The sequence below is a fragment of the Clavibacter michiganensis subsp. insidiosus genome (genome assembly GCF_002240565.1).
GTDB classification, from domain to species: domain Bacteria; phylum Actinomycetota; class Actinomycetes; order Actinomycetales; family Microbacteriaceae; genus Clavibacter; species Clavibacter insidiosus.
Window position 1 is genome coordinate 2,851,782 of sequence record NZ_MZMO01000001.1, and the last position, 18,768, is coordinate 2,870,549.

Below are 18,768 nucleotides of genomic sequence, written 5' to 3' on the forward strand. Positions count from 1 at the left end.
AGGCGAGGCGTCGCCCGTCAGCCGAACGCCACGTGCTGCATCACCCACGCGTGCATCACGACCGCGGCCGCCGCCGACGCGTTGATGGAGCGCGTGGATCCGAACTGCGAGATCGCGACGGTCATGTCGGCCGCGGCCACCGCCTCGTCGCTGAGGCCCGGGCCCTCCTGCCCGAAGACGAGCACGCAGCGCTCGGGGAGGCGCGTGGTCTCCAGCAGCACGGATCCGTCGACGTTGTCGATCGCGATGATCGGCAGGCCCTCGCCGCGCGCCCACATCACGAGGTCGGCGATGGTCGCGTGGTGCACGACGTGCTGGTACCGGTCGGTGACCATCGCGCCGCGCTTGTTCCAGCGGCGGCGGCCGACGATGTGCACCGTGTCGGCCGCGAACGCGTTGGCGCTCCGCACGATCGAGCCGATGTTCATGTCGTGCTGCCAGTTCTCGATCGCCACGTGGAACGGATGCCGGTGCTGGTCGAGGTCGGCGACGATCGCGTCCATGCGCCAGTACCGGTAGCGGTCGATCACGCTGCGGGTGTCGCCGCGCTCCAGCAGCTCGGGATCCAGGTGCGGCTCGTCGGGCCACGCCTCGGGGCCGCCGGGCCAGGGGCCGACGCCGTGGGTGCTGTGCTCGTGGGTCGGCGCCGCGTCGCCGGTCGGCGTCGGCTCCGAGCCGTCGGGCTCGCCCATCAGATGTAGATCCCAGGATCCACGAAGAACGCGGGATCCACGTGCGCGTCGGGCGCGCGCCCCGCCCGCTTCCCGGTCTCGACCGCGGGGATGCCCGTGAGCACGGATCCCGCGGGCGCGTCCTTCACGACCACCGCGTTCGCGCCGATGACGCTGCCCGCGCCGACCGTGATGGGCCCGAGCAGCTTCGCCCCGGCCCCGATGGTGACGCCGTCGCCCACCGTCGGGTGCCGCTTGCCGTGCACGAGGCTCTTCCCGCCGAGCGTGACGCCGTGGTACATCAGCACGTCGTCGCCCACCTCGGCCGTCGCGCCGATCACGACGCCCATGCCGTGGTCGATGAACAGCCGCCGGCCGATGCGCGCGCCCGGGTGGATCTCCACCCCGGTCAGCGTCCGCCCTGCCTGCGCGAGCAGCCGGGCCGCCAGCCGGATGCGTCGACGCCACAGCGCGTGCGACACCCGGTGCAGCCACACCGCGTGCAGGCCCGGGTAGCCGAGCACCATCTCCAGGTACCCGCGCGCGGCCGAATCGTGGGCGCGCGCGGTGCGGAGGTCCTCGACGACCCGGGCGACGATCCCCACGCCTAGTCGCGCAGGTCGTCGAACAGCACGGTCGAGAGGTACCGCTCGCCGTAGTCGCACACGATCGCGACGATGGTCTTGCCCGTGCTCTCCGGGCGCTTCGCGATCTCGAGCGCGGCCCACACGATGGATCCCGACGAGATGCCGCAGAGGATGCCCTCGTCGGTCGCGAGCGCGCGCGAGACGCGGATCGAGTCCTCGAGCGACACGTCGACGACCTCGTCGTAGATCTCCGTGTCGAGGATCTCGGGCACGAAGTTCGCGCCGATGCCCTGGATCTTGTGCGGGCCGGGCTTCCCGCCGTTGAGGATGGGCGAGTCGAGCGGCTCGACCGCGACGATCTTGACGCCCGGCTTCCGCTCCTTGAGCACCTGGCCGACGCCCGTGATGGTGCCGCCCGTGCCGACGCCCGCGATGAAGACGTCGACGCCGCCGTCGGTGTCCGCCCAGACCTCCTCGGCCGTGGTCTCGCGGTGCTTCTGCGGGTTGGCCGCGTTCGCGAACTGCTTCGCCCAGATGGCGTTCGGGGTCTCGTCCACGATCTGCTTGGCCCGGTCGACCGCGCCGCGCATGCCCTCGGGGCCGGGCGTCAGCACGATCTCGGCGCCGTACGCGCGCAGCACCAGCCGGCGCTCGACGCTCATGGTCTCGGGCATCGTGAGGACGACCTTGTAGCCGCGGGCCGCGCCGACCATCGCGAGCGCGATGCCCGTGTTGCCGCTCGTGCCCTCGACGATCGTGCCGCCGGGCTTCAGCGCTCCGGCGGCCTCGGCCGCGTCGATGATGGCGACGCCGATGCGGTCCTTCACGCTCGACGCGGGGTTGTGCGACTCGAGCTTCACGAGCACGGTCGCGTCGAGCCCCTCGGTGAGCCGGTTGAGCCGGACGAGCGGCGTGCCGCCGACCAGCTGGGTGATGTCGTCGTAGACGCGACCTGCCATGGGTTCCACCTTCGTCGTGATCCTGGTCGGTGCGGGGCGCTGCCGCGCGCACCTGCTCGGGTTCCGAGCCTATGCGAGCGCAACCGCGTGTGACGCGGCGTCATTCCGGGGCGGGCGGACGGCCTACCCGGACGAGCTGTGGAGGAGGCCGTCGCCGCCCGCGCCGCCCGGGCGAGGATGCGCGCGACCACCCGAGGCGATCCCGCGGCGGCCTCCACCCGCACCCGACGCGTGATCGCTCCTGTTCATGAAGGAGAGACATGCCCATCCCCGCGCGTCCACTCACGATGATGCTCGTCGTCACGGCTGCCTCGCTGGTCGGGCCATGACCGCAGCCGTGGGAGCGGTTCCCGGCACCGTGCCGGAAGCCGCGCAGCGCCAGTCAAGGGTCGTGCACGCGGGCGTCGGCACCGCCGCCCCGACGACACCGGCAACCCTCCTAGCCTCCGCCCCCGCCATGAGCGACGCCGACCTCGACGGCCTCGTCGCTGTGCTGGACGCTCTGCCCGACGACATCAAGTCGGCCGATCCCCGCACGACGCCCGATTACGGGCATCGGTTGAGCCAGGCCATCGACCGGGTGACCGCATCGTCGAGCGTCGGCACATCGACGCGGTCCGTGACGCCGGACGACGCACTCTCCCTGATCGGCACGGGACGCGCCGTGCACGCAACGGATCTCCGCGGCTCCGCTCCGACGGCTCGACTCGCCATCGACTGGATCGCGTGCGGCGCAGCCGTGGCAGGCGTCATCGCCCAATACGGTCTGCCCGTGTTCAAGGTGGTCGGTTGGATCCGGGAGGCGCGCGAGATCTACGGCAGCGTGCGAGGCATCATCGAGGCGCTGAGCACCGGTGCGTTGGCCCAAGAGATCCCGGGCGAGGCGGCCGAGCTGATCACCACGCTACTGGGCTTCGACGGAGTGGTGGCCGCGTGCTTCAGCCCCACGTCACTCGAGGCCTGAGATGTCAAGGGAGACTGCGAGAGACCCGGTCCGGCGGAACCCTCCCGGCTGGACACCGCCTGGCTTATGGGCGCCGCTGTCCGGGCACCTCACCGTGGCGCTGCTCAAGGCGCCGATCGTGGTCGTGGCGTCCCAGGCCCTCATGCTCGTCCCCGCCTGGGGCCCGGGGCCGCTCGACCGGACGATCGGAGCTGTGACCCTCATGACCCTGGTCTTCTGCACCGTCGAGGTCGTGGTAGAGCGTCCCTTCGTCGTCCGCGGTCGGCTGATGGCCCCGGGCGGGTGGGGCTTCGCGGTCCTCCCGTGGCTCGCGGGGTCGATGGCCGCAGCGGCGACGGTCATCCTGTGGCTCGGCGCCCCCACCGGTGTCGTGCTCGCCTCGGTGATGTCCGGCGTGGAAGCGGCCTTCGTCCTCTGGTCGCGCGCCTGGCGTCCCGGTGACACCGACGCCGAGTACCACGAGAAGTGGGTGAAGACGAAGGAGATGACCAAGGAGATGTTCGCGCCGGACGTGGCGGAGATTCGGCGACGCCTGGACGAGCGGGCTATGGACGGGTACCGCCGGAAGATCGCCGAGCGCGATGCACAGCGCGAGCTGGACGAGCCGGACGAGGAGCGGGAGCGCGACGAGGGGGACCGACCGGCGCGCGACGCGTGACCGCGACCTGCGGACACGGCAGGCTGGTCCCATGAGCGCGCGCATCGAGATCCGGGGGCCCGGCGGCCCCGAGGTCATGACCCTGACGGACGGCCCGGTGCCGGATCCCGGACCCGGCGAGGTGCGGATCCGCGTGCACGCCGCGGGCGTGAACTTCATCGACACCTACCGGCGCAGCGGCGTCTACCCGATGGCGCACCCGTACGTACCGGGATCGGAGGCGGCGGGGGTGATCGAGGCGCTCGGCGACGGCGTGAGGGGCGTCCACGTGGGCGACCGCGTCGCGACGGCCGAGGCGTCGGTCACGTACGCGCAGCACGCGCTCGTCCGCGCGGAGACGCTGCTGCCCGTGCCCGACGGCGTCGGCTTCGAGACCGCCGCCGCGCTCCCCCTCCAGGGCCTCACCGCGCACTACCTCGCGACGAGCTCGTACCCCGCGGGCCCCGGGGATCGCGCGCTCGTGCACGCGGGCGCTGGCGGCGTGGGGCTCCTGCTCACGCAGCTGCTCGTGGATCGCGGCGTCGAGGTGATCACCACGGTGTCGACCGAGGAGAAGGCCGCCCTCTCGCGCGCGGCCGGCGCGACGCACGTGCTCGGCTACGACGACGTGCCGGTGCGGGTCCGCGATCTGACGGACGGGCGCGGCGTCGACGTGGTCTACGACGGCGTGGGCCGCGATACGTTCGACGGCTCGCTCGCCAGCTTGCGCATCCGCGGCACCCTCGTGCTCTTCGGCGGCGCGAGCGGGCAGGTGCCGCCGTTCGACCTGCAGCGCCTCAACTCGGGCGGATCCCTGTCGGTCACCCGCCCCACGCTCGCCCACTTCCTGCTCGACGCCGAGGAGCGACGCTGGCGCGCGGGCGAGCTGTTCGCAGGGCTCCTCGACGGATCCCTCGACGTGCGCGTCGGCGCGACGTACCCGCTCGCGGACGCCGCCCGCGCCCACGAGGACCTCGAGGCGAGGCGCACGACGGGGTCGATCGTGCTCCTCCCCTGAGCCGGCCCGGATCCGCACCGCCTACCCTCGTGCCATGCCCGCACCCGGATCCGCGCTGACGCGCCTCGGCTTCCTCACCACCGGCCCCTTCGACCCGGCCGACCCCGCGACCGGCCTCGAGGACGCGCTCCGGCTCGTCGAGCTCGGCGACGCGCTCGGCCTCGACACCGCCTGGCTCCGGCCCGACCACCTCAGGAACGCGATCTCCTCTCCCGTCGCGATGCTCGCCGCGGCGTCGCAGCGCACGCGCCGCATCGGGCTCGGCACCGCCTCGATCCCCGTCCGCGCCGAGAACCCGCTCCGCCTCGCCGAGGACCTCGCGACCGTCGACCTCCTCTCCGGCGGACGCCTCCGTCCCGGGCTCTCCGTCGGCAACCCGACGCGCGTCGCGGCCGTCGACCGGGCGATCCACCCGACGACGGCGGAGCACGAGGAGCCGGGCCGCGAGCGCCTGCTCCGCTTCCGCGAGCTGCTGCGCGGCGGGCTGGTGCCGGGCGCGGAGGACCGTGACGCCGAGGAGCGCGACGACGACGAGGCCCTCACCTCCACCGTGCAGCCGGCGTCACCCGGGCTCGCCGACCGGCTGGGCTACGGGGCGGCGACGCTCCGCACGGCCTCATGGGCGGGCGCGCACGGCTTCCGGCTGCTCGCGTCCGACGTGACCGAGCGCGGATCCCGCGGCGGCGGCTTCGCGCAGGACCAGCGGGACCTCATCGACGCCTACCGCGCCGCGCACCCCGACCCGGCCGCCGCGCACGTCACGCTGGCCCTCGTCGTGGTCCCCACCGACGGCGCGACGAGCGACCAGCGGGCGAGGTACGCGGCCGACGCGGCGGCGCGCGCCGAGCGGGCCGCGCGGGCCGACCAGTCGGAGGATCCGGGTGCCGCGTCGAGCATGGTCCGCGCGCCGGACCTCGTGGGCCCGTCCGACGAGGTCGCCGCCGCGCTCCTCGCGGATCCCGCCGTGCAGGCCGCGGACGAGCTCGCGATCGCGCTCCCGGCCGGGCTGCCCGCGGGCGACCTCGCGCGGATCCTCACCGACGTGGCGGAGCGCCTCGGCCCCGCGCTCGGCTGGTCGCCCGCCACCGCCTGATCCGCCCGGGTCGCCTACCCTCGATCCATGCCCGCATCCGGTTCCCCCCTGAAGCGCCTCGGCTTCCTCACCATCGGCACCTTCGACGCGGCGGATCCCGCGGCCGGCCACGAGACCACGCTCCGCGTCCTCGAGCGCGGCGAGGAGCTCGGCCTCGACAGCGCGTGGCTGCGGCACCGCCACCTCCAGCACGGGATCTCCTCCCCCGTCGCCGTCATGGCCGCGGCCTCGCAGCGCACCAGCCGGATCCAGCTCGGGACCGCCGTCACGCCCATCGGCGCGGAGAACCCGTTCCGCCTCGCCGAGGACCTCGCCACGGTGGACCTCCTCACCGGCGGCCGACTGCAGCCCGGTTTCAGCGCCGGCGCGCCCATGTCGTTCGACCGGTACCGCGACGCCATCTACCCCGACACCCTCGAGCAGGAGGACCTGGGCTACGACCGGCTCCTCCGCTTCCGCGACCACGTGCGCGGCGACGCCGTGAACGACCGCGCGGGACGCGAGGGCCAGGAGGAGTTCGCGGACACCGTGCAGCCGCAGTCCGCGGGCCTCGTGGACCGGCTCTGGTACGGCGCGGGCAGCACGCGCTCCGCGGTGTGGGCCGCGGAGAACGGCTTCCACCTCCTCACCTCCAGCGTGATCCAGGGCGAGCTCGGGAACGACTTCGCGGCGAACCAGCGCGCGCAGATCGACGCCTACCGCGCCGCCCACCCGCGCGGCGCCGAGGCCCGCGTCTCGCAGGGCCTCGTCGTGATCCCCACCGACCGCGCGACGCCCGAGCAGGTCGCCCGCTACGAGGCGTACGCCGCCTCCCGGGCACACCGCGTCGGCGTGCCGGTGGGGCCGCGGAGGATGCTCTTCGCGGCGGATCTCGTGGGCACGTCCGAGCAGATCGCCGCGACGCTGCACGCCGACGCCGGGTTCCAGGCGGTCGACGAGGTCGCGTTCGCCCTCCCGTTCACGTTCGGCGAGGCCGACCTCGAGCAGATCCTCACCGACATCGCGGAGCGCCTCGGCCCGGCCCTCGGGTGGTCGCCCGCCGCCTGATCCACGACCCACGCACGACGACGCCCCTCCCGCCCGACCATGAGGGTCCGTGCGGGAGGGGCGTCGTCGTGATCCGGCGTGGGATCAGTGCATGCCGACGGCCTCGGTCGATGCGCCCTCGCGGAAGCGCTCGAGCGGCACGCGCACCATCGACCAGGAGATGATCGCAGCGCAGGCCACGCCGATCGCCGCGGCCAGGAACACCACGTGGTACCCGTCGACCTGCTGCTGCAGCGGGTTCGCGACCCCGTCGGTGACCGACGCGGTGACGGCGGACGCGAACAGGGCGGTGAAGACGGCCGTGCCGATGGATCCGCCGATCTGCTGCGTGCCCGTGAGCGCCGCGCCCGCGACGCCGGCATCCCGCGGCTCGATGCCGGAGAGCGCGACGTTCTGCATGGGCACGAACACGCACGCGAGCCCGATGCCGAGGAGGATCTGGCCGGGCAGCACCTGCACGACGTACGCGCCGTCGACCGTGACCCGGCTGAACCACAGGAGCCCGGCGGCCGCGATGAGCGGGCCGACGGTCATGAGCACGCGCGGGCCGACCCGGGGCAGGAGCCGCGCGACCTGCGGCGCCGTCAGCATGATCGACGCGGCCATCGGCAGCGACGCGAGGCCCGAGATCAACGGCGACATGCCGAGCACGATCTGGAAGTGCAGCGTGAGGTAGAGGAGACCGCCCAGGAGCGCCGCGCCCACCATCACCGAGGTGAGGTACGCGCCGCCGCGGGTGCGGTCGGCCACGACGCGGAGCGGCAGCAGCGGGTTGCGCGCCCGCGACTCCCACCAGACGAAGGCGACCATGATGCCGACGCCGAGCGCGAGGAAGCCGATGGTGTCGGGCTCGCCCCAGCCGTTCTCCGCGCGGGAGAAGCCGTAGACGATCGAGGCGAGGCCGAGCGTGACGAGGAGCGCGCCGGGCACGTCGTAGCTGCGGTCGCCGTCGGCCCGGCTCTCCTTGACGAGCGGGATGCCGGCGACGATCGCGACGATCGCGATGGGCACGTTGACGAGCAGGCACCAGTGCCAGCTGAGGTACTCGGTGAGCACGCCGCCGAGCAGCAGGCCGACGGCCGCGCCGGATCCCGCGATGGTGCCGTAGACCGCGAACGCCTTGACGCGGTCGGGGCCGGACGGGAACGTGACCGAGAGCAGCGCGAGCGCGGCGGGCGCGAGGAGCGCCGCGAAGACGCCCTGCAGGCCGCGGGCGAGGAGGAGCATCTCGCTCGAGACGGCGACGCCGCCGAGCGCGGAGGCGGCCGCGAAGCCGACCATGCCGAGGAGGAAGGAGCGCTTGCGGCCCCAGTAGTCGGCGATGCGGCCGCCGAGCAGGAGGAGAGAGCCGAAGGCGAGCGCGTAGACGGTGACGACCCAGGTGCGGTCGGCGTCGGTCATGCCGAGGTCGCGCTGGGCGGCCGGCAGGGCGATGTTCACGATGGTGCCGTCGAGCACGACCATCAGCTGGGCGAGGGCGACGACGGCGAGGAGGATCCACTTGTTGCGAGCGGACGGCGCGGCGGGGGCGGCGGGCGCGGCCGGGCCGACGGGTGCGGTGCCGGCGGCGGATGCGGCGGCGGGAGTCGAGGGCGGTGCGTTCTCAGGGGTGCGTGCGTGCGAGATCTGGTGCTCCTGGATGGTCGTGCGGCGCCCGGGCGGGCGAGGACGGTCCAATCTAGGGCCGCGCCGTGCGCAGAGTCAAACGAACCGGTTCGTTTGACATACGCTGTTCACATGGCAGAGACGACGGGGTCCGCCCGATCCACCGACGAGAAGCAGGACGACGTCCGGCACCGCATCCTCCTCGCCGCGCGCGAGGAGTTCGCCGCCCACGGGCTGGCGGGCGCGCGCGTCGACCGCATCGCCCGCTCGGGACGCGCGAGCAAGGAGCGGCTGTACGCGCACTTCACCGACAAGGAGTCGCTGTTCCACGCGGTGCTGAAGCTCAACGGCATCGAGTTCTTCTCCGCCGTGACGCTGGATCCCGCCGACCTCCCCGGCTTCGTCGGCCAGCTCTTCGACCACGCGTACGAGCACCCGCAGCACCGCCGCATGCTCGCGTGGGCCCGGCTCGACGGCCTGGAGCTCGACGTGCCGCACAGCGCGACGTCGCCGTCGGCCAAGGTGCAGGCGGTCCGCCGCGGGCAGGAGGAGGGGCACATCGACCCGTCGTGGGATCCGCAGCGCCTCCTCACGATGCTGTTCGCGCTCGCGCAGGCGTGGGTGCAGTCGCCGTACCCGGCGATGCACCAGGACTCGCCCCGGGCGCGCGCCGCGGACCGGGCGGCCGTCGTGGAGGCGGCCCGGAGGATCATCGCGCCGGCCGGGCGCTGACGCCGCCGCTCCCCTGTGCATCCGTCCCGGCATCCTGCGGATTCCCCGGATGAGGGAGACGGCGCCCGGGACCCGCCCGTAGCGTTGACCCATGTCCGACACCCTGACCCGCGAGTACGAGGCGGGCTCCAGCCACGCGCATCCGCTCCGGCGGTTCCTGCGTCGCTGCCGGGCCTGGATCGAGCTGCACCCGAAGGCCCGCTGGCTGTACCGGATCCTCGTGGGGATGCTCGGCGTCGGCATCGTCCTCGTCGGCGTCGTGCTCATCCCGCTGCCCGGCCCCGGCTGGCTCATCGTCTTCCTCGGGATCGCCGTGCTCGGCACCGAGTTCCCCGCCGCCCACCGCGTGAACGTGTTCCTCAAGCGCCAGCTGCGCCGCTTCTGGGACGCCTGGCGCCGCTGGCGCGCCTCCCGAGCCGAGCGCCGCGCGGCCCGCACCACCCGTTGACCGCGGGACGACGAGAGCGGCCGCCCCTCGGGACGGCCGCTCTCGTCATGTCACCGGGCGCGGATCAGCTCGCGGCGAGCGCCGGGTAGTCGGTGTACCCCTCGGCGCCGGGGCCGTAGAACGTGGCCGGGTTCGGCTCGTTCGTGGGCGCGCCGGACTCCCAGCGCTCGACGAGGTCGGGGTTCGCGATGACCATGCGGCCCACGGCCACGACGTCGGCCGTGCCCTCGTCGACGAGCTGGACGGCCTCGTCGTACTCGGTCTGCACGCCGAAGCCGCTGTTGATCATGAGCGGGCCGCCGAACGTCTTCCGGAGGCCCTGCACGAGCTCGCCCGCGGGCTCCGCGTGCAGGATGCTCACGTACGCGAGGCCGAGCGGCGCGATGCCGGACAGCAGCGCCTCGTAGGTGGCGCGCGTCTCGTCGGCGTCCTCCTCGAGCACGTCCTGGATGTTGTGCGACGGCGAGATGCGGATGCCGACGCGCTCGGCGCCGATCTCGCGGGAGACCGCGTGCGCCACGTCGATGCCGAGCTTCGCGCGGTTCTCGGGCGATCCGCCGTAGGCGTCGGTGCGCACGTTCGAGACGGGCGAGAGGAACTCGTGCAGCAGGTAGCCGTTGGCCGAGTGGATCTCGACGCCGTCGAACCCGGCGTCGACCGCGTTGCGCGCCGCGACCGTCAGCTCGTCGACGATGAGCGGGACCTCGTCGGTCTCGGGCTCGCTCGGCACGGGGTACGGCTTCTTGCCGGTGGGCACGTGCACCTCGCCCTGGATCGCGATGGCGCTCGGCGCGAGCAGCGGCAGGCCGCCCGTGATGTCCTCGTGCGAGACGCGGCCGCCGTGCATGAGCTGCATGACGATGCGGCCGTCGGCCTCGTGCACGGCGTCGGTGACGCGGCGCCAGCCGGCGATCTGCTCGTCCGTCACGATGCCGGGCTGGCCCGGGTACGCCTTGCTGCGCTCGCTGGTGAACACGCCCTCGGTGACGATGAGGCCGGTGGACGCGCGCTGGCGGTAGTGCTCGACGATCAGGTCGCCGGGGACGCCGTGCTCGTCGGCGCGCATGCGGGTCAGGGGCGCCATGGCGACGCGGTTGGGGAGCTCAAGGGCGCCGAGGGCGACGGGGGAGAACAGCTTCACGTGGTGGATCCTTCGTCTCGCGGGTGGCCAGCGCGCACCGCGACGGATCGCGTCGGGAGGGCGGCGGGGCCAGCGGCCCCAGCGGACCGCCCTGGCACGAACCCGGCCGACCGGAGGGCCATTCCTCGGGGCGCGCTTCTCCCAGGCGCTCGTCAGGCTGCCCGCCCGCCGGGCGCGCCGCGATCCGCTCAGTACGACGCGGGAGCCTCGGTGCGGCGCGCGAGCACGACGTCGTCGGCGGCCAGGTCGTGCCAGCCGCGGAGCAGGTGCCGCGGGTCCCAGCCGACGGACGCGTACGGCAGCCAGATGGTGAACAGCCAGCCGAGGGCGAACGCGTTCTGCACCACGCCGCGCAGGAGCGCCCGGCCGAAGCCGAGCATGCCGGGCTCCGAGAAGCGCTGGACGCGGATCCCGACCATGGCCTTGCCCGGCGTCGAACCCTTCCAGCCGAGCCACCAGGTGGCGATGAGGAGGTACGCGAGCAGGCTGATGAAGAGGCCCAGCACGGCACCGCCGAAGTAGGTGTCCATGACATCCTCGGCCGCCTGGCCGAACAGCTGCTGGTCGTAGATGCACTGCCGGGCGATGCCCTGCAGCGGGACGATGAAGGCGCCCGCGGAGACCCCGCCGACGAGGCCGAAGACCACTTGGTCGAGGATCCGCCCGGCCGCGCGCCGCCCCACGCCGGCGAGCCGCCAGCCCGGGTCGATGTGCTCCGGGAGGGGGCGCATCGCGTGCGGGACGAGGACCATGCCGGAGCCCGGCGGCGGGACCGCGCCCGGGTGCATGGCCGGGTAGGGACCGACGGGGTACGGGCCGCCGGGGTACGCGGCGCCGGGGAAGGACCCGGCCGGGTACGCGGGTTCCGGATGCCCGTCGTCGGTCGCGGGGGACGCGGGCCCGTACGCCGTCGCGTCCTGCGGATCCGCCGCCCCGCCCTGCTCCCGCGGCCGCCCCTGCCCTGCGTCCGGCCGCCCGTCGTCGTGCGCGTCGCTCATCGCGTCTCCCCTGCTCGTCGCGCCCCGCGGCGCGGATCCAGAGTATCCAGCAGGTGGGGAAACGGCAGCGAGGAGGGCCCGGCACCCTCGCGGATGCCGGGCCCTCCCGGTCGTGCTGGTCGTGCAGATGACGCTCGCGTCAGCCCTGGATCTCCCCGCGGGAGACGGCCTCGGCGTACTTGCGGAGGTCCGGTCCCGGCTCGAAGTCGATGAACCGGTCCTTCAGCTGCTCGAACAGGCGCTGGTACACGGTCTCCCAGTCCTCGCCCTCGAGCTCCTTCGCCGCGGTGAGCACGGCCTCCTGGAGCACGCGGTCGCTGTCCGTGAGGATCTTGTCGCGCGCCTCCTGGTTCCAGACGATCTCGGAGGTGTCCATGATCAGGCCTGGACGTCCCCGCGCCAGGCGCCGTCCTCGGAGCCGCGCTTCTCGATGAACTCCTTGAAGTTCTTGAGGTCGGCCTTGATGACGTGGTCGTCGACGCCGATCGCGGCGCCGACCTTCTCGACGAGGCCCTTGGCCTCCCAGTCCAGCTGGACGGTGACGCGGGTCTCGGTGTCGCTGAGCTTGTGGAACGTGACGACACCGGCGTGGTCCTCGTCGCCCCCCGTGGAGTTCCAGGCGACGCGCTCGTCGGGGTGCTGCTCGGTGATGTTGGCCTCGAAGGTGCGCTCGATGCCGCCGATCTTGACCTTCCACTCGGTGAGCGTGTCGGTGACCTGCGTGATCGACTCCACGTAGCTGAGGAAGTTCGGGAACGACTCGAACTGGGTCCACTGGTTGTAGGCGGTGCTGACGGGGACGTTGACGTCGACGGTCTCGATTACTCGGGGCATTGCTTCTCCTCGTTCGGATTCGGTGCGTGGGGTCGGATATTCGTGCGATCCGGGAGCCCGGGCGCCGATGTGGACACCGGCGCGGGCACGTCTCCGACGCTACGCCCGGGCCCCGCCGGGTATCCGGCACCCGAGGAATGCACAGGGAACGGTCAACCTCGGGTCACGCCTCGACGGCGCGGGAGGGGCCGAGCATCCGGTGGACGAAGGCGCGCGACCAGGACGCGTAGACCCGGGAGGCCTGCGCGGCGTCCGGTTCGCCCAGGTCCATGACGCTCTCGCCGGGGAACGGGACGGCGTCAACCTCGGGGCGGGACGCGACGATCTCGGCCGTGATCCGGTTGAGCAGCCGCGCGTGCCGGGCGGCGATCGCGCGCCAGGCCACGGGGATCCCGACGCTCTCGTTCAGCGGCGGGACCTCGGGGATGAGCACGCGCGCGCCCTCCGGCAGCCCCCGCGTCAGGTCCTCGATGGCCGCGCACAGCAGCCTCCGCCACACGCGCTGCGGCGTGAGGCGGATGCTGTCGCCCACGCCCACCATCAGGAGCACCACGTCGATGCCCTCGAGGAGCGCCCGGTCGCGGACCGTGCCCGAGGCGGTGTGGATCGTGAGGTCGGAGAAGGGGCGCGTGGCCCACTCCACGCCGCGGCCCGTGCGACGGGCCAGCTGGCGGGAGAAGTGGCCGGCCATGCCGAGCTCGTGCGAGAGGACGCCCATGCCGACGGCCGTCGCCTCCCCGATGACGAGCACGCGCTGCGGGAAGTCGCCCGGCACGACGCCGGACGCCGCGTCGCGCGGGAAGACCATGCCCTGGAGGCCGGTGCGCAGGGCCACGTACTGCACGAAGATCGCCGGCCGGGCCACGGCCTGCGCGAACCGCCTGACGCGTCCCGTCATGCGTCGCACCCCCCGGACATCGACGCGCTCAGCGGGGTCAGACGCCGCGGTTGCGGAGGAAGGGCATGGGCGAGGTGGCGACGCCGCCCTGCCGGATCTCGAAGTGGAGGTGGCAGCCGGTGCTGTACCCCGCATTGCCGACCGCGCCGATCTGCTGGCCCGCCTGCACGCTCTGGCCGGTGCGGACCATCACGCCGGAGGAGTACAGGTGCCCGTAGACGCTCGTGACGCCGCCGCCGTGGTTCAGCGTGATCGCGTTGCCGAAGCCGCTCGACGCCCCGGCGAACTGCACGGTGCCGGACGCGGTCGCGTAGATCGGGGTGCCGCAGCCGGCGCCGAAGTCGTCGCCCGCGTGCAGGCGCCAGACCTTCGCGATGGGGTGGAGGCGCATTCCGTAGGACTGGTACGAGCCGTAGCTGCGGATGGGCATGGTCCAGCCGGATGCGGACGGCTGGCCGCCCGACGACGGCGGGCGCGGCGCGTTGGCCGGCGGACGCGCCGCGGCGTTCGCGGCGGCGGCAGCGGCTGCGGCCGCCGCGCGGGCGTCGGCCTGGCGGCGGGCCTCGGCGGCCGCGGCCTCCTGGCGCTTCCGCTCGCCGATCGCGAAGCCCTCCTCGACGGAGATGCGGGAGTCGCGGAGCGTGGTGAGCTGCGCCTGGAGCTCCGAGCTCCGGGCCTCCTGCTCGGCGAGGGCCTGATCCGCGCGGGCCTGCGCCGCGGACGCCTCCTGCAGCTTGGCCTCGGCGTCGGCGGCCAGTGCGGCGAGCGCCTCCTTCGCGACGGAGGCCTGCTTGCCGAGCGACGCGGCCGTGCGGGCCGAGGTGACGGCGGCGGTGAACGCGGTGTCCTGGCGGTCGGCGAGCTTGGTCGCGGTGCCCATGCGGGCGAGGAGGGCGTCGGCGTCCTCGCCGCCGCTCGTGAAGAGGCGGAGCGAGACGTCGCCGCCGCCTCCGCTGCGGGCGAGCTGGGCGACGAGCTGGCCGACCTGGCGCTTCGCCTCGTCGGCGTCGGCCTGGGCCCGGGCGGCCTTGGACTCGAGGGCCTCGAGCTCACCGGTCGCCTCGTCGAGCGCGTCCACCGCGGCGGCGTGCTCGTCGGCGCGCTGGAGCGCGAGGGCGGTGGCGGCCTCGACCTCGGCGGAGAGGCCGGAGATGAGGGAGGTGATGCGCGTGACCTGGTCGGCGGTGGCCTGCTCGCTCGAGCGCGCGGCCTGCACCTCCGACCAGGTGGGGTACTCCTCCGCGGCCTGCGCGGACGGCACGCCGAGGCCGAGCAGGAGGCCGGATGCGGCGAGCACGGCGGCCAGTCGGACGCGCGGCGCGGTCGCGTTCCGCGGGCGCCGGACGGCGGGGCGGGAGGTGCGTGCGGAGCGGGAGATGGCGGGCCTCGTCGAGGTCGGTGGAGAGCGGACCTTTCGACGGTAACCGAAATACGCGCGGACAACACCATTCCCTTCTATTTCCGCAGATGAGGAGATCCGCTGGACGATGATGGACCGGCACCAAGCCGACCGTAGGATCGGGCGACAGGACGACCGGCGTCCGGTCGGGAGCGCGCATGACGGCCATCGAGGCGCCCGGAGGTCGGGCGCAGGCGCGCGGAGCCGGGATCGTCACCGCCGTCGTCGGGTTCGCCGGCACGTCGGCCGTCGTGCTCACCGGCCTCACCGCGGTGGGGGCGTCCCCGTCCCAGGCCGCATCCGGGCTGCTCGCGCTCTGCGTCACGCAGGGCCTCGGCACCGTGCTCCTCGCGCACCGCTTCCGCCGGCCGATCACGCTTGCCTGGTCGACGCCCGGGGCGGCGCTGCTCATCGGATCGGGTGCCGTCGAGGGCGGCTGGGCCGCGGCGGTCGGCGCCTTCCTCGTGTGCGGGATCCTCGTGCTCGCGACCGCGCTCTGGCCGCTGCTCGGCCGGCTCGTGCGCCTCATCCCCGCGAGCGTGGCCGCGGCGATGCTCGCGGGCGTGCTCCTCCCCCTCTGCGTCGCGACCGTGACGGGCGCGGTCGCCACGCCGCTCGTCGTGCTGCCCGTGGTCCTCGCGTGGCTCGCCGCCGCCCGCTTCGCCCCGCGCTGGGCGGCCCCGACCGCGCTGGCCGCCGCGCTCGCGGTGGTCGGGTTCACGCTCGCGGTCGCGGGGCCGGCACCCGGATCGTCGCTCGACCTCGCGCACCTCGTGCCGCGCATCGAGCTGACGGCGCCCGTCTTCACCGTCGCGGCGGCCGTGGCGCTCGGGGTCCCGCTGTTCGTCGTGACCATGGCGTCGCAGAACCTGCCGGGCGTCGCGGTGCTCGCGAGCTTCGGCTACGAGACGCCATGGCGGGCCGCGATGACGACGACCGCGGCGGCCACGCTCGTGAGCGCCCCGTTCGGCGGGCACGCCGTGAACCTCGCGGCGCTGTCGGCCGCGCTCTCCGCGGCGCCCTCGGCGCATCCGGATCCCGACGAGCGCTGGCGCGCGGCGAGCACGGCCGGGTGGACCAACCTCGTGCTCGGGCTGGCGTCGGCGGCGCTCGCGGCCGTGATCGTGGCGGGTCCGGCCGGCGTCGTCGCGGCCGCTGCCGGGCTCGCGCTCGCGCCGTCGCTCGCGTCGAGCCTGGCGTCCGCGATGCGGGAGCCGGGGGCGCACCTGCCCGCGATCGCGACGTTCGTGGTGGCGGCCTCCGGGATCACGGTCGGCGGCCTGGGCGCCGCGTTCTGCGCGCTCGTCGTCGGCGTGCTCGTGCACCTCGCGCTCCGGACGCGCGCGACCCCGCGTGACAGACTCGATCGACACGAGGAGCGCGACGCCGCATGAGCCACGACACCACCCCCGCATCGACGGGAGCCGACGCCGCCGTCGCGCCCCGCGACCCCGAGCTGCAGAGCACGACCTGGACGCTGGTGCTCGCCCTGAGCGCCGAGCAGGTGTCGGGCGACGGCACGAGGTCCGCCCGCCTCGCCGAGGCGCAGGCCGCGTTCGAGCGCCTGCTGCCCGCCGACCACGTCGTCGTGCGCTGGACCCGCGAGGTCGGCCGCATGATGACCGAGGAGGCGCGCCTCTGGACCCGGTGGGAGCTGTTCACGCCCACGGTCGCGACGCCGCTGAAGCTGTGGTCGGAGGGGTACGTCGACGAGACGTGGTTCGCCGAGCGGCTCGAGGACGACCCGTTCGTGCCCGTCGTGATGAAGGCGCCCGAGGGCCAGGCGGGGGTCGGCTCATGAAGGTCCTCGTCACCGGATCCCGCGGCAAGGTCGGCCGCGCCGCCGTCGAGGCGCTCGTCGCCGCTGGCCACGACGTCACGGGCGTCGACCTCGTGCGCCCCGTCTTCGACGCCGGCGTCGTCGTGCCGGGCCGCTACGTGATGGCCGACCTCACCGACGCCGGATCCGCGTTCGCGCTCGTCGCCGGCACGGACGCCGTCGTCCACGTCGCGGCGATCCCGCAGCCCACCGGCAACCCCGCGCACGTCGTGCTGCAGACGAACCTCATGTCGACGTTCCACATGATCGAGGCCGCCGTGCGCTTCGGGGTGCCGCGCTTCGTCAACATCTCGAGCGAGAGCATCGTCGGCAACTTCTTCCCCGAGCGGCCGTTCCTGCCCGACTACGCGCCCGTGGACGAGGAGCACCCGCTCCGCCCGCAGGATCCGTACGCGCTCTCCAAGGCCTTCGGCGAGCAGCTGATGGACGCGGCCGTGCGCCGCTCCGACATCCGCGTGATCTCGCTCCGCCCGAGCACCGTGCACAACGACGAGAACTACGCGTCGAACCTCGGGAAGCAGGTGCGCGACGCGTCCGTGCTCACGGCGAACCTCTGGAGCTACATCGACGCGGACGACCTGGCCGACGCGATCGTGCTGTCGGTCGCCTCCGACCTGCCCGGCCACGAGGTGTTCTACATCGCGGCCGCCGACAACGCGGGCGGGCACGACTTCGCCGCGGAGCTGCGCCGGCACTACGGCGACGCCATCGAGCTGCGGGCGATCGAGCGGGTGGACTCCTCGGGCATCTCGACCGCGAAGGCCCGCCGCCTCCTCGGCTGGGAGCCGACGCGGAGCTGGCGCGACCACCTCGACGCGGACGGGAACGCGCTGCCGCGCTAGGTGTACTGAGTCATCACGTTGGTGACACTCGGGCCGCGGGCGTCAGCCCGTGGCTCGAGTGGATTCGTTCAGTGTTGTAGTGCTGGATCCACGGATCAAGGGCGTCGGTTCTGGCTTGGTTGCTGGTGAAGGGTTGCCGGTAGGCCCACTCGGTCGCGAGGGTGCGGTTGAAGCGTTCGACCTTGCCGTTCTGCCAGGGGCAGTGCGGGCGGATGAACTTCTGCCTCGCACCGAGCTGCGTGACCGCGTTCTGGAACGCGGCCGAGTGCCGGTAGGCGAACGCGTTGTCCGTCAGGACCCGTTCGATGCGGGTGATGCCGTGCTCGGCGAAGTACGCCGCGGCCCGGGTCAGGAACCCTGCCGCGGTCACGCCCTTCTCGTCCGGGTGGATCTCCGCGTAGGCGAGGCGGGTGTGGTCATCGACCACGGCGTGGACGTAATCGAACCCGATCCCACGACCACGAACCTGTTCGCTGCGGCCATGCGCCCGCCAGCCGCCGCCGTCCGGGATCCGGCCGAGCTTCTTCACGTCGACGTGGATCAGGTCGCCGGGATGCTCATGCTCGTACCGGTTTGCCGTCGACCGGGATGCCCGGATCACGGCCCCGGTGACGGGGTCCAACCATGCCAACGGCGGTGCCCCGTGCCGCCGCAGGATGCGGGAGATCGTGCGGGCTGGAACACCGGTCACCGGCGCCAACCGGGCAGGACCTGATCGCAATCGGGTCCTCGCTTCCACGACGGCTCGTTCTCGTTCCGGGCTCGTCCTCGTCGGCACCCGTCTCGGCCTCGAGGACCGGTCCGACAAGCCTTCGAAGCCCTCGGACCGGAACCGATTCACCCACCGATGCGCGCACTGACGCGACACACCGAGTTCGCGCGCGACATGCGAGACCGGCCGACGATCCTCGACCACCCGCCGCACGAGGAGAACCCTCCCGTGAACCGTCAGACGAGCATTAGCGTGGGACATCGAGGCCTCCTGGCAGTGGCAGAACTAGACAGCTCCATCAAGCCAGGAGGCCTCCTCACACGCCCCGAAGTGTCACCAACGT

Annotated in this window: 21 protein-coding genes; 10 read left to right on the forward strand and 11 right to left on the reverse strand. The window is 73.4% G+C overall.

Going from position 1 to position 18,768, the window contains the following annotated elements:
- Window positions 1–17 precede the first annotated feature (17 nt).
- The 3 genes from B5P21_RS13725 to cysK are packed head-to-tail and all read right to left on the reverse strand — an operon-like array spanning window position 18 to window position 2,217.
- Entirely contained in the window at window positions 18–692 is a 675-nt protein-coding gene (locus B5P21_RS13725; protein WP_045526753.1) for a TrmH family RNA methyltransferase, read from the reverse strand.
- A complete protein-coding gene (gene epsC, locus B5P21_RS13730) occupies window positions 692–1,276 on the reverse strand; it encodes a serine O-acetyltransferase EpsC (RefSeq protein WP_094171284.1) in 585 nt (194 codons plus the stop codon). The genes B5P21_RS13725 and epsC overlap by 1 nt, the downstream gene beginning before the upstream one ends.
- 2 nt (window positions 1,277–1,278) lie before the next feature.
- Window positions 1,279–2,217 carry a cysteine synthase A gene (gene cysK / locus B5P21_RS13735; protein WP_045526750.1) on the reverse strand — a complete coding sequence of 313 codons (939 nt, stop codon included), beginning with the start codon at window positions 2,215–2,217 and terminating at the stop codon, window positions 1,279–1,281.
- Between the two features lie 457 nt (window positions 2,218–2,674).
- On the opposite strand from cysK, the gene B5P21_RS13740 reads away from it, so the two are divergent.
- The 5 genes from B5P21_RS13740 (at window position 2,675) to B5P21_RS13760 (ending at window position 6,976) form a co-directional block, all read left to right on the forward strand.
- The gene (locus tag B5P21_RS13740) at window positions 2,675–3,181 is read left to right on the forward strand and encodes a hypothetical protein (protein ID WP_246865299.1); all 507 of its coding nucleotides are present in this window, start codon (window positions 2,675–2,677) and stop codon (window positions 3,179–3,181) included.
- A 94-nt stretch (window positions 3,182–3,275) separates the two neighbouring features.
- On the forward strand, window positions 3,276–3,839 hold the full coding sequence (locus tag B5P21_RS13745; protein ID WP_246865300.1) for a hypothetical protein: 564 nt from the start codon (window positions 3,276–3,278) through the stop codon (window positions 3,837–3,839).
- Window positions 3,840–3,870: 31 nt separating this feature from the next.
- The gene (locus tag B5P21_RS13750) at window positions 3,871–4,836 is read left to right on the forward strand and encodes a quinone oxidoreductase family protein (protein ID WP_094171287.1); all 966 of its coding nucleotides are present in this window, start codon (window positions 3,871–3,873) and stop codon (window positions 4,834–4,836) included.
- 34 nt (window positions 4,837–4,870) lie between these two features.
- Window positions 4,871–5,929: an LLM class flavin-dependent oxidoreductase gene (locus B5P21_RS13755; RefSeq protein WP_045526742.1), complete on the forward strand. Its 1,059-nt coding sequence runs from the start codon at window positions 4,871–4,873 to the stop codon at window positions 5,927–5,929.
- 27 nt (window positions 5,930–5,956) lie between these two features.
- Window positions 5,957–6,976 (forward strand): LLM class flavin-dependent oxidoreductase, encoded by a 1,020-nt coding sequence (locus B5P21_RS13760; protein ID WP_045526741.1) that lies wholly within the window; start codon window positions 5,957–5,959, stop codon window positions 6,974–6,976.
- A gap of 84 nt (window positions 6,977–7,060) precedes the next feature.
- Here B5P21_RS13760 and B5P21_RS13765 read toward each other — a convergent pair whose 3' ends face one another.
- The gene (locus tag B5P21_RS13765) at window positions 7,061–8,653 is read right to left on the reverse strand and encodes an MFS transporter (protein ID WP_045526739.1); all 1,593 of its coding nucleotides are present in this window, start codon (window positions 8,651–8,653) and stop codon (window positions 7,061–7,063) included.
- 60 nt (window positions 8,654–8,713) lie between these two features.
- Here B5P21_RS13765 and B5P21_RS13770 point away from each other — a divergent pair, with 60 nt between their 5' ends.
- Entirely contained in the window at window positions 8,714–9,313 is a 600-nt protein-coding gene (locus B5P21_RS13770) for a TetR/AcrR family transcriptional regulator (RefSeq protein ID WP_045526738.1), read from the forward strand.
- A gap of 91 nt (window positions 9,314–9,404) precedes the next feature.
- Window positions 9,405–9,761, forward strand: a complete 357-nt coding sequence (locus B5P21_RS13775) for a TIGR02611 family protein (RefSeq protein ID WP_045526736.1) — start codon at window positions 9,405–9,407, stop codon at window positions 9,759–9,761.
- Window positions 9,762–9,825: 64 nt separating this feature from the next.
- Here B5P21_RS13775 and B5P21_RS13780 read toward each other — a convergent pair whose 3' ends face one another.
- The 6 genes from B5P21_RS13780 to B5P21_RS13805 form a co-directional block, all read right to left on the reverse strand.
- Complete coding sequence (locus B5P21_RS13780) at window positions 9,826–10,902, reverse strand: alkene reductase (RefSeq protein WP_045526734.1); 1,077 nt, start codon at window positions 10,900–10,902, stop codon at window positions 9,826–9,828.
- Between the two features lie 188 nt (window positions 10,903–11,090).
- A complete protein-coding gene (locus B5P21_RS13785; RefSeq protein ID WP_094171288.1) occupies window positions 11,091–11,900 on the reverse strand; it encodes an RDD family protein in 810 nt (269 codons plus the stop codon).
- A gap of 139 nt (window positions 11,901–12,039) precedes the next feature.
- Complete coding sequence (locus tag B5P21_RS13790) at window positions 12,040–12,276, reverse strand: hypothetical protein (RefSeq protein WP_086521010.1); 237 nt, start codon at window positions 12,274–12,276, stop codon at window positions 12,040–12,042.
- 2 nt (window positions 12,277–12,278) lie between these two features.
- Window positions 12,279–12,734 carry an SRPBCC family protein gene (locus B5P21_RS13795; RefSeq protein ID WP_043585183.1) on the reverse strand — a complete coding sequence of 152 codons (456 nt, stop codon included), beginning with the start codon at window positions 12,732–12,734 and terminating at the stop codon, window positions 12,279–12,281.
- Window positions 12,735–12,897: 163 nt separating this feature from the next.
- The gene (locus tag B5P21_RS13800; RefSeq protein ID WP_094171289.1) at window positions 12,898–13,632 is read right to left on the reverse strand and encodes an SGNH/GDSL hydrolase family protein; all 735 of its coding nucleotides are present in this window, start codon (window positions 13,630–13,632) and stop codon (window positions 12,898–12,900) included.
- A 37-nt stretch (window positions 13,633–13,669) separates the two neighbouring features.
- Window positions 13,670–14,929, reverse strand: a complete 1,260-nt coding sequence (locus B5P21_RS13805; protein ID WP_045526726.1) for a M23 family metallopeptidase — start codon at window positions 14,927–14,929, stop codon at window positions 13,670–13,672.
- A gap of 260 nt (window positions 14,930–15,189) precedes the next feature.
- On the opposite strand from B5P21_RS13805, the gene B5P21_RS13810 reads away from it, so the two are divergent.
- Genes B5P21_RS13810 through B5P21_RS13820 form a run of 3 tightly spaced genes read left to right on the forward strand, consistent with a single transcriptional unit; the run spans window position 15,190 to window position 17,713 of the window.
- A complete protein-coding gene (locus tag B5P21_RS13810; RefSeq protein WP_045526724.1) occupies window positions 15,190–16,425 on the forward strand; it encodes a benzoate/H(+) symporter BenE family transporter in 1,236 nt (411 codons plus the stop codon).
- Window positions 16,422–16,832: a hypothetical protein gene (locus B5P21_RS13815; protein ID WP_094171290.1), complete on the forward strand. Its 411-nt coding sequence runs from the start codon at window positions 16,422–16,424 to the stop codon at window positions 16,830–16,832. The genes B5P21_RS13810 and B5P21_RS13815 overlap by 4 nt, the downstream gene beginning before the upstream one ends.
- A complete protein-coding gene (locus tag B5P21_RS13820; protein WP_045526721.1) occupies window positions 16,829–17,713 on the forward strand; it encodes an NAD-dependent epimerase/dehydratase family protein in 885 nt (294 codons plus the stop codon). Before B5P21_RS13815 ends, B5P21_RS13820 begins: the two co-directional genes overlap by 4 nt.
- Before the next feature lie 13 nt (window positions 17,714–17,726).
- Here the strand turns inward: B5P21_RS13820 and B5P21_RS13825 are convergent, their stop codons facing one another.
- Window positions 17,727–18,686, reverse strand: a complete 960-nt coding sequence (locus B5P21_RS13825; RefSeq protein ID WP_045526244.1) for an IS481-like element IS1122 family transposase — start codon at window positions 18,684–18,686, stop codon at window positions 17,727–17,729.
- Between the last annotated feature and the right edge of the window lie 82 nt (window positions 18,687–18,768).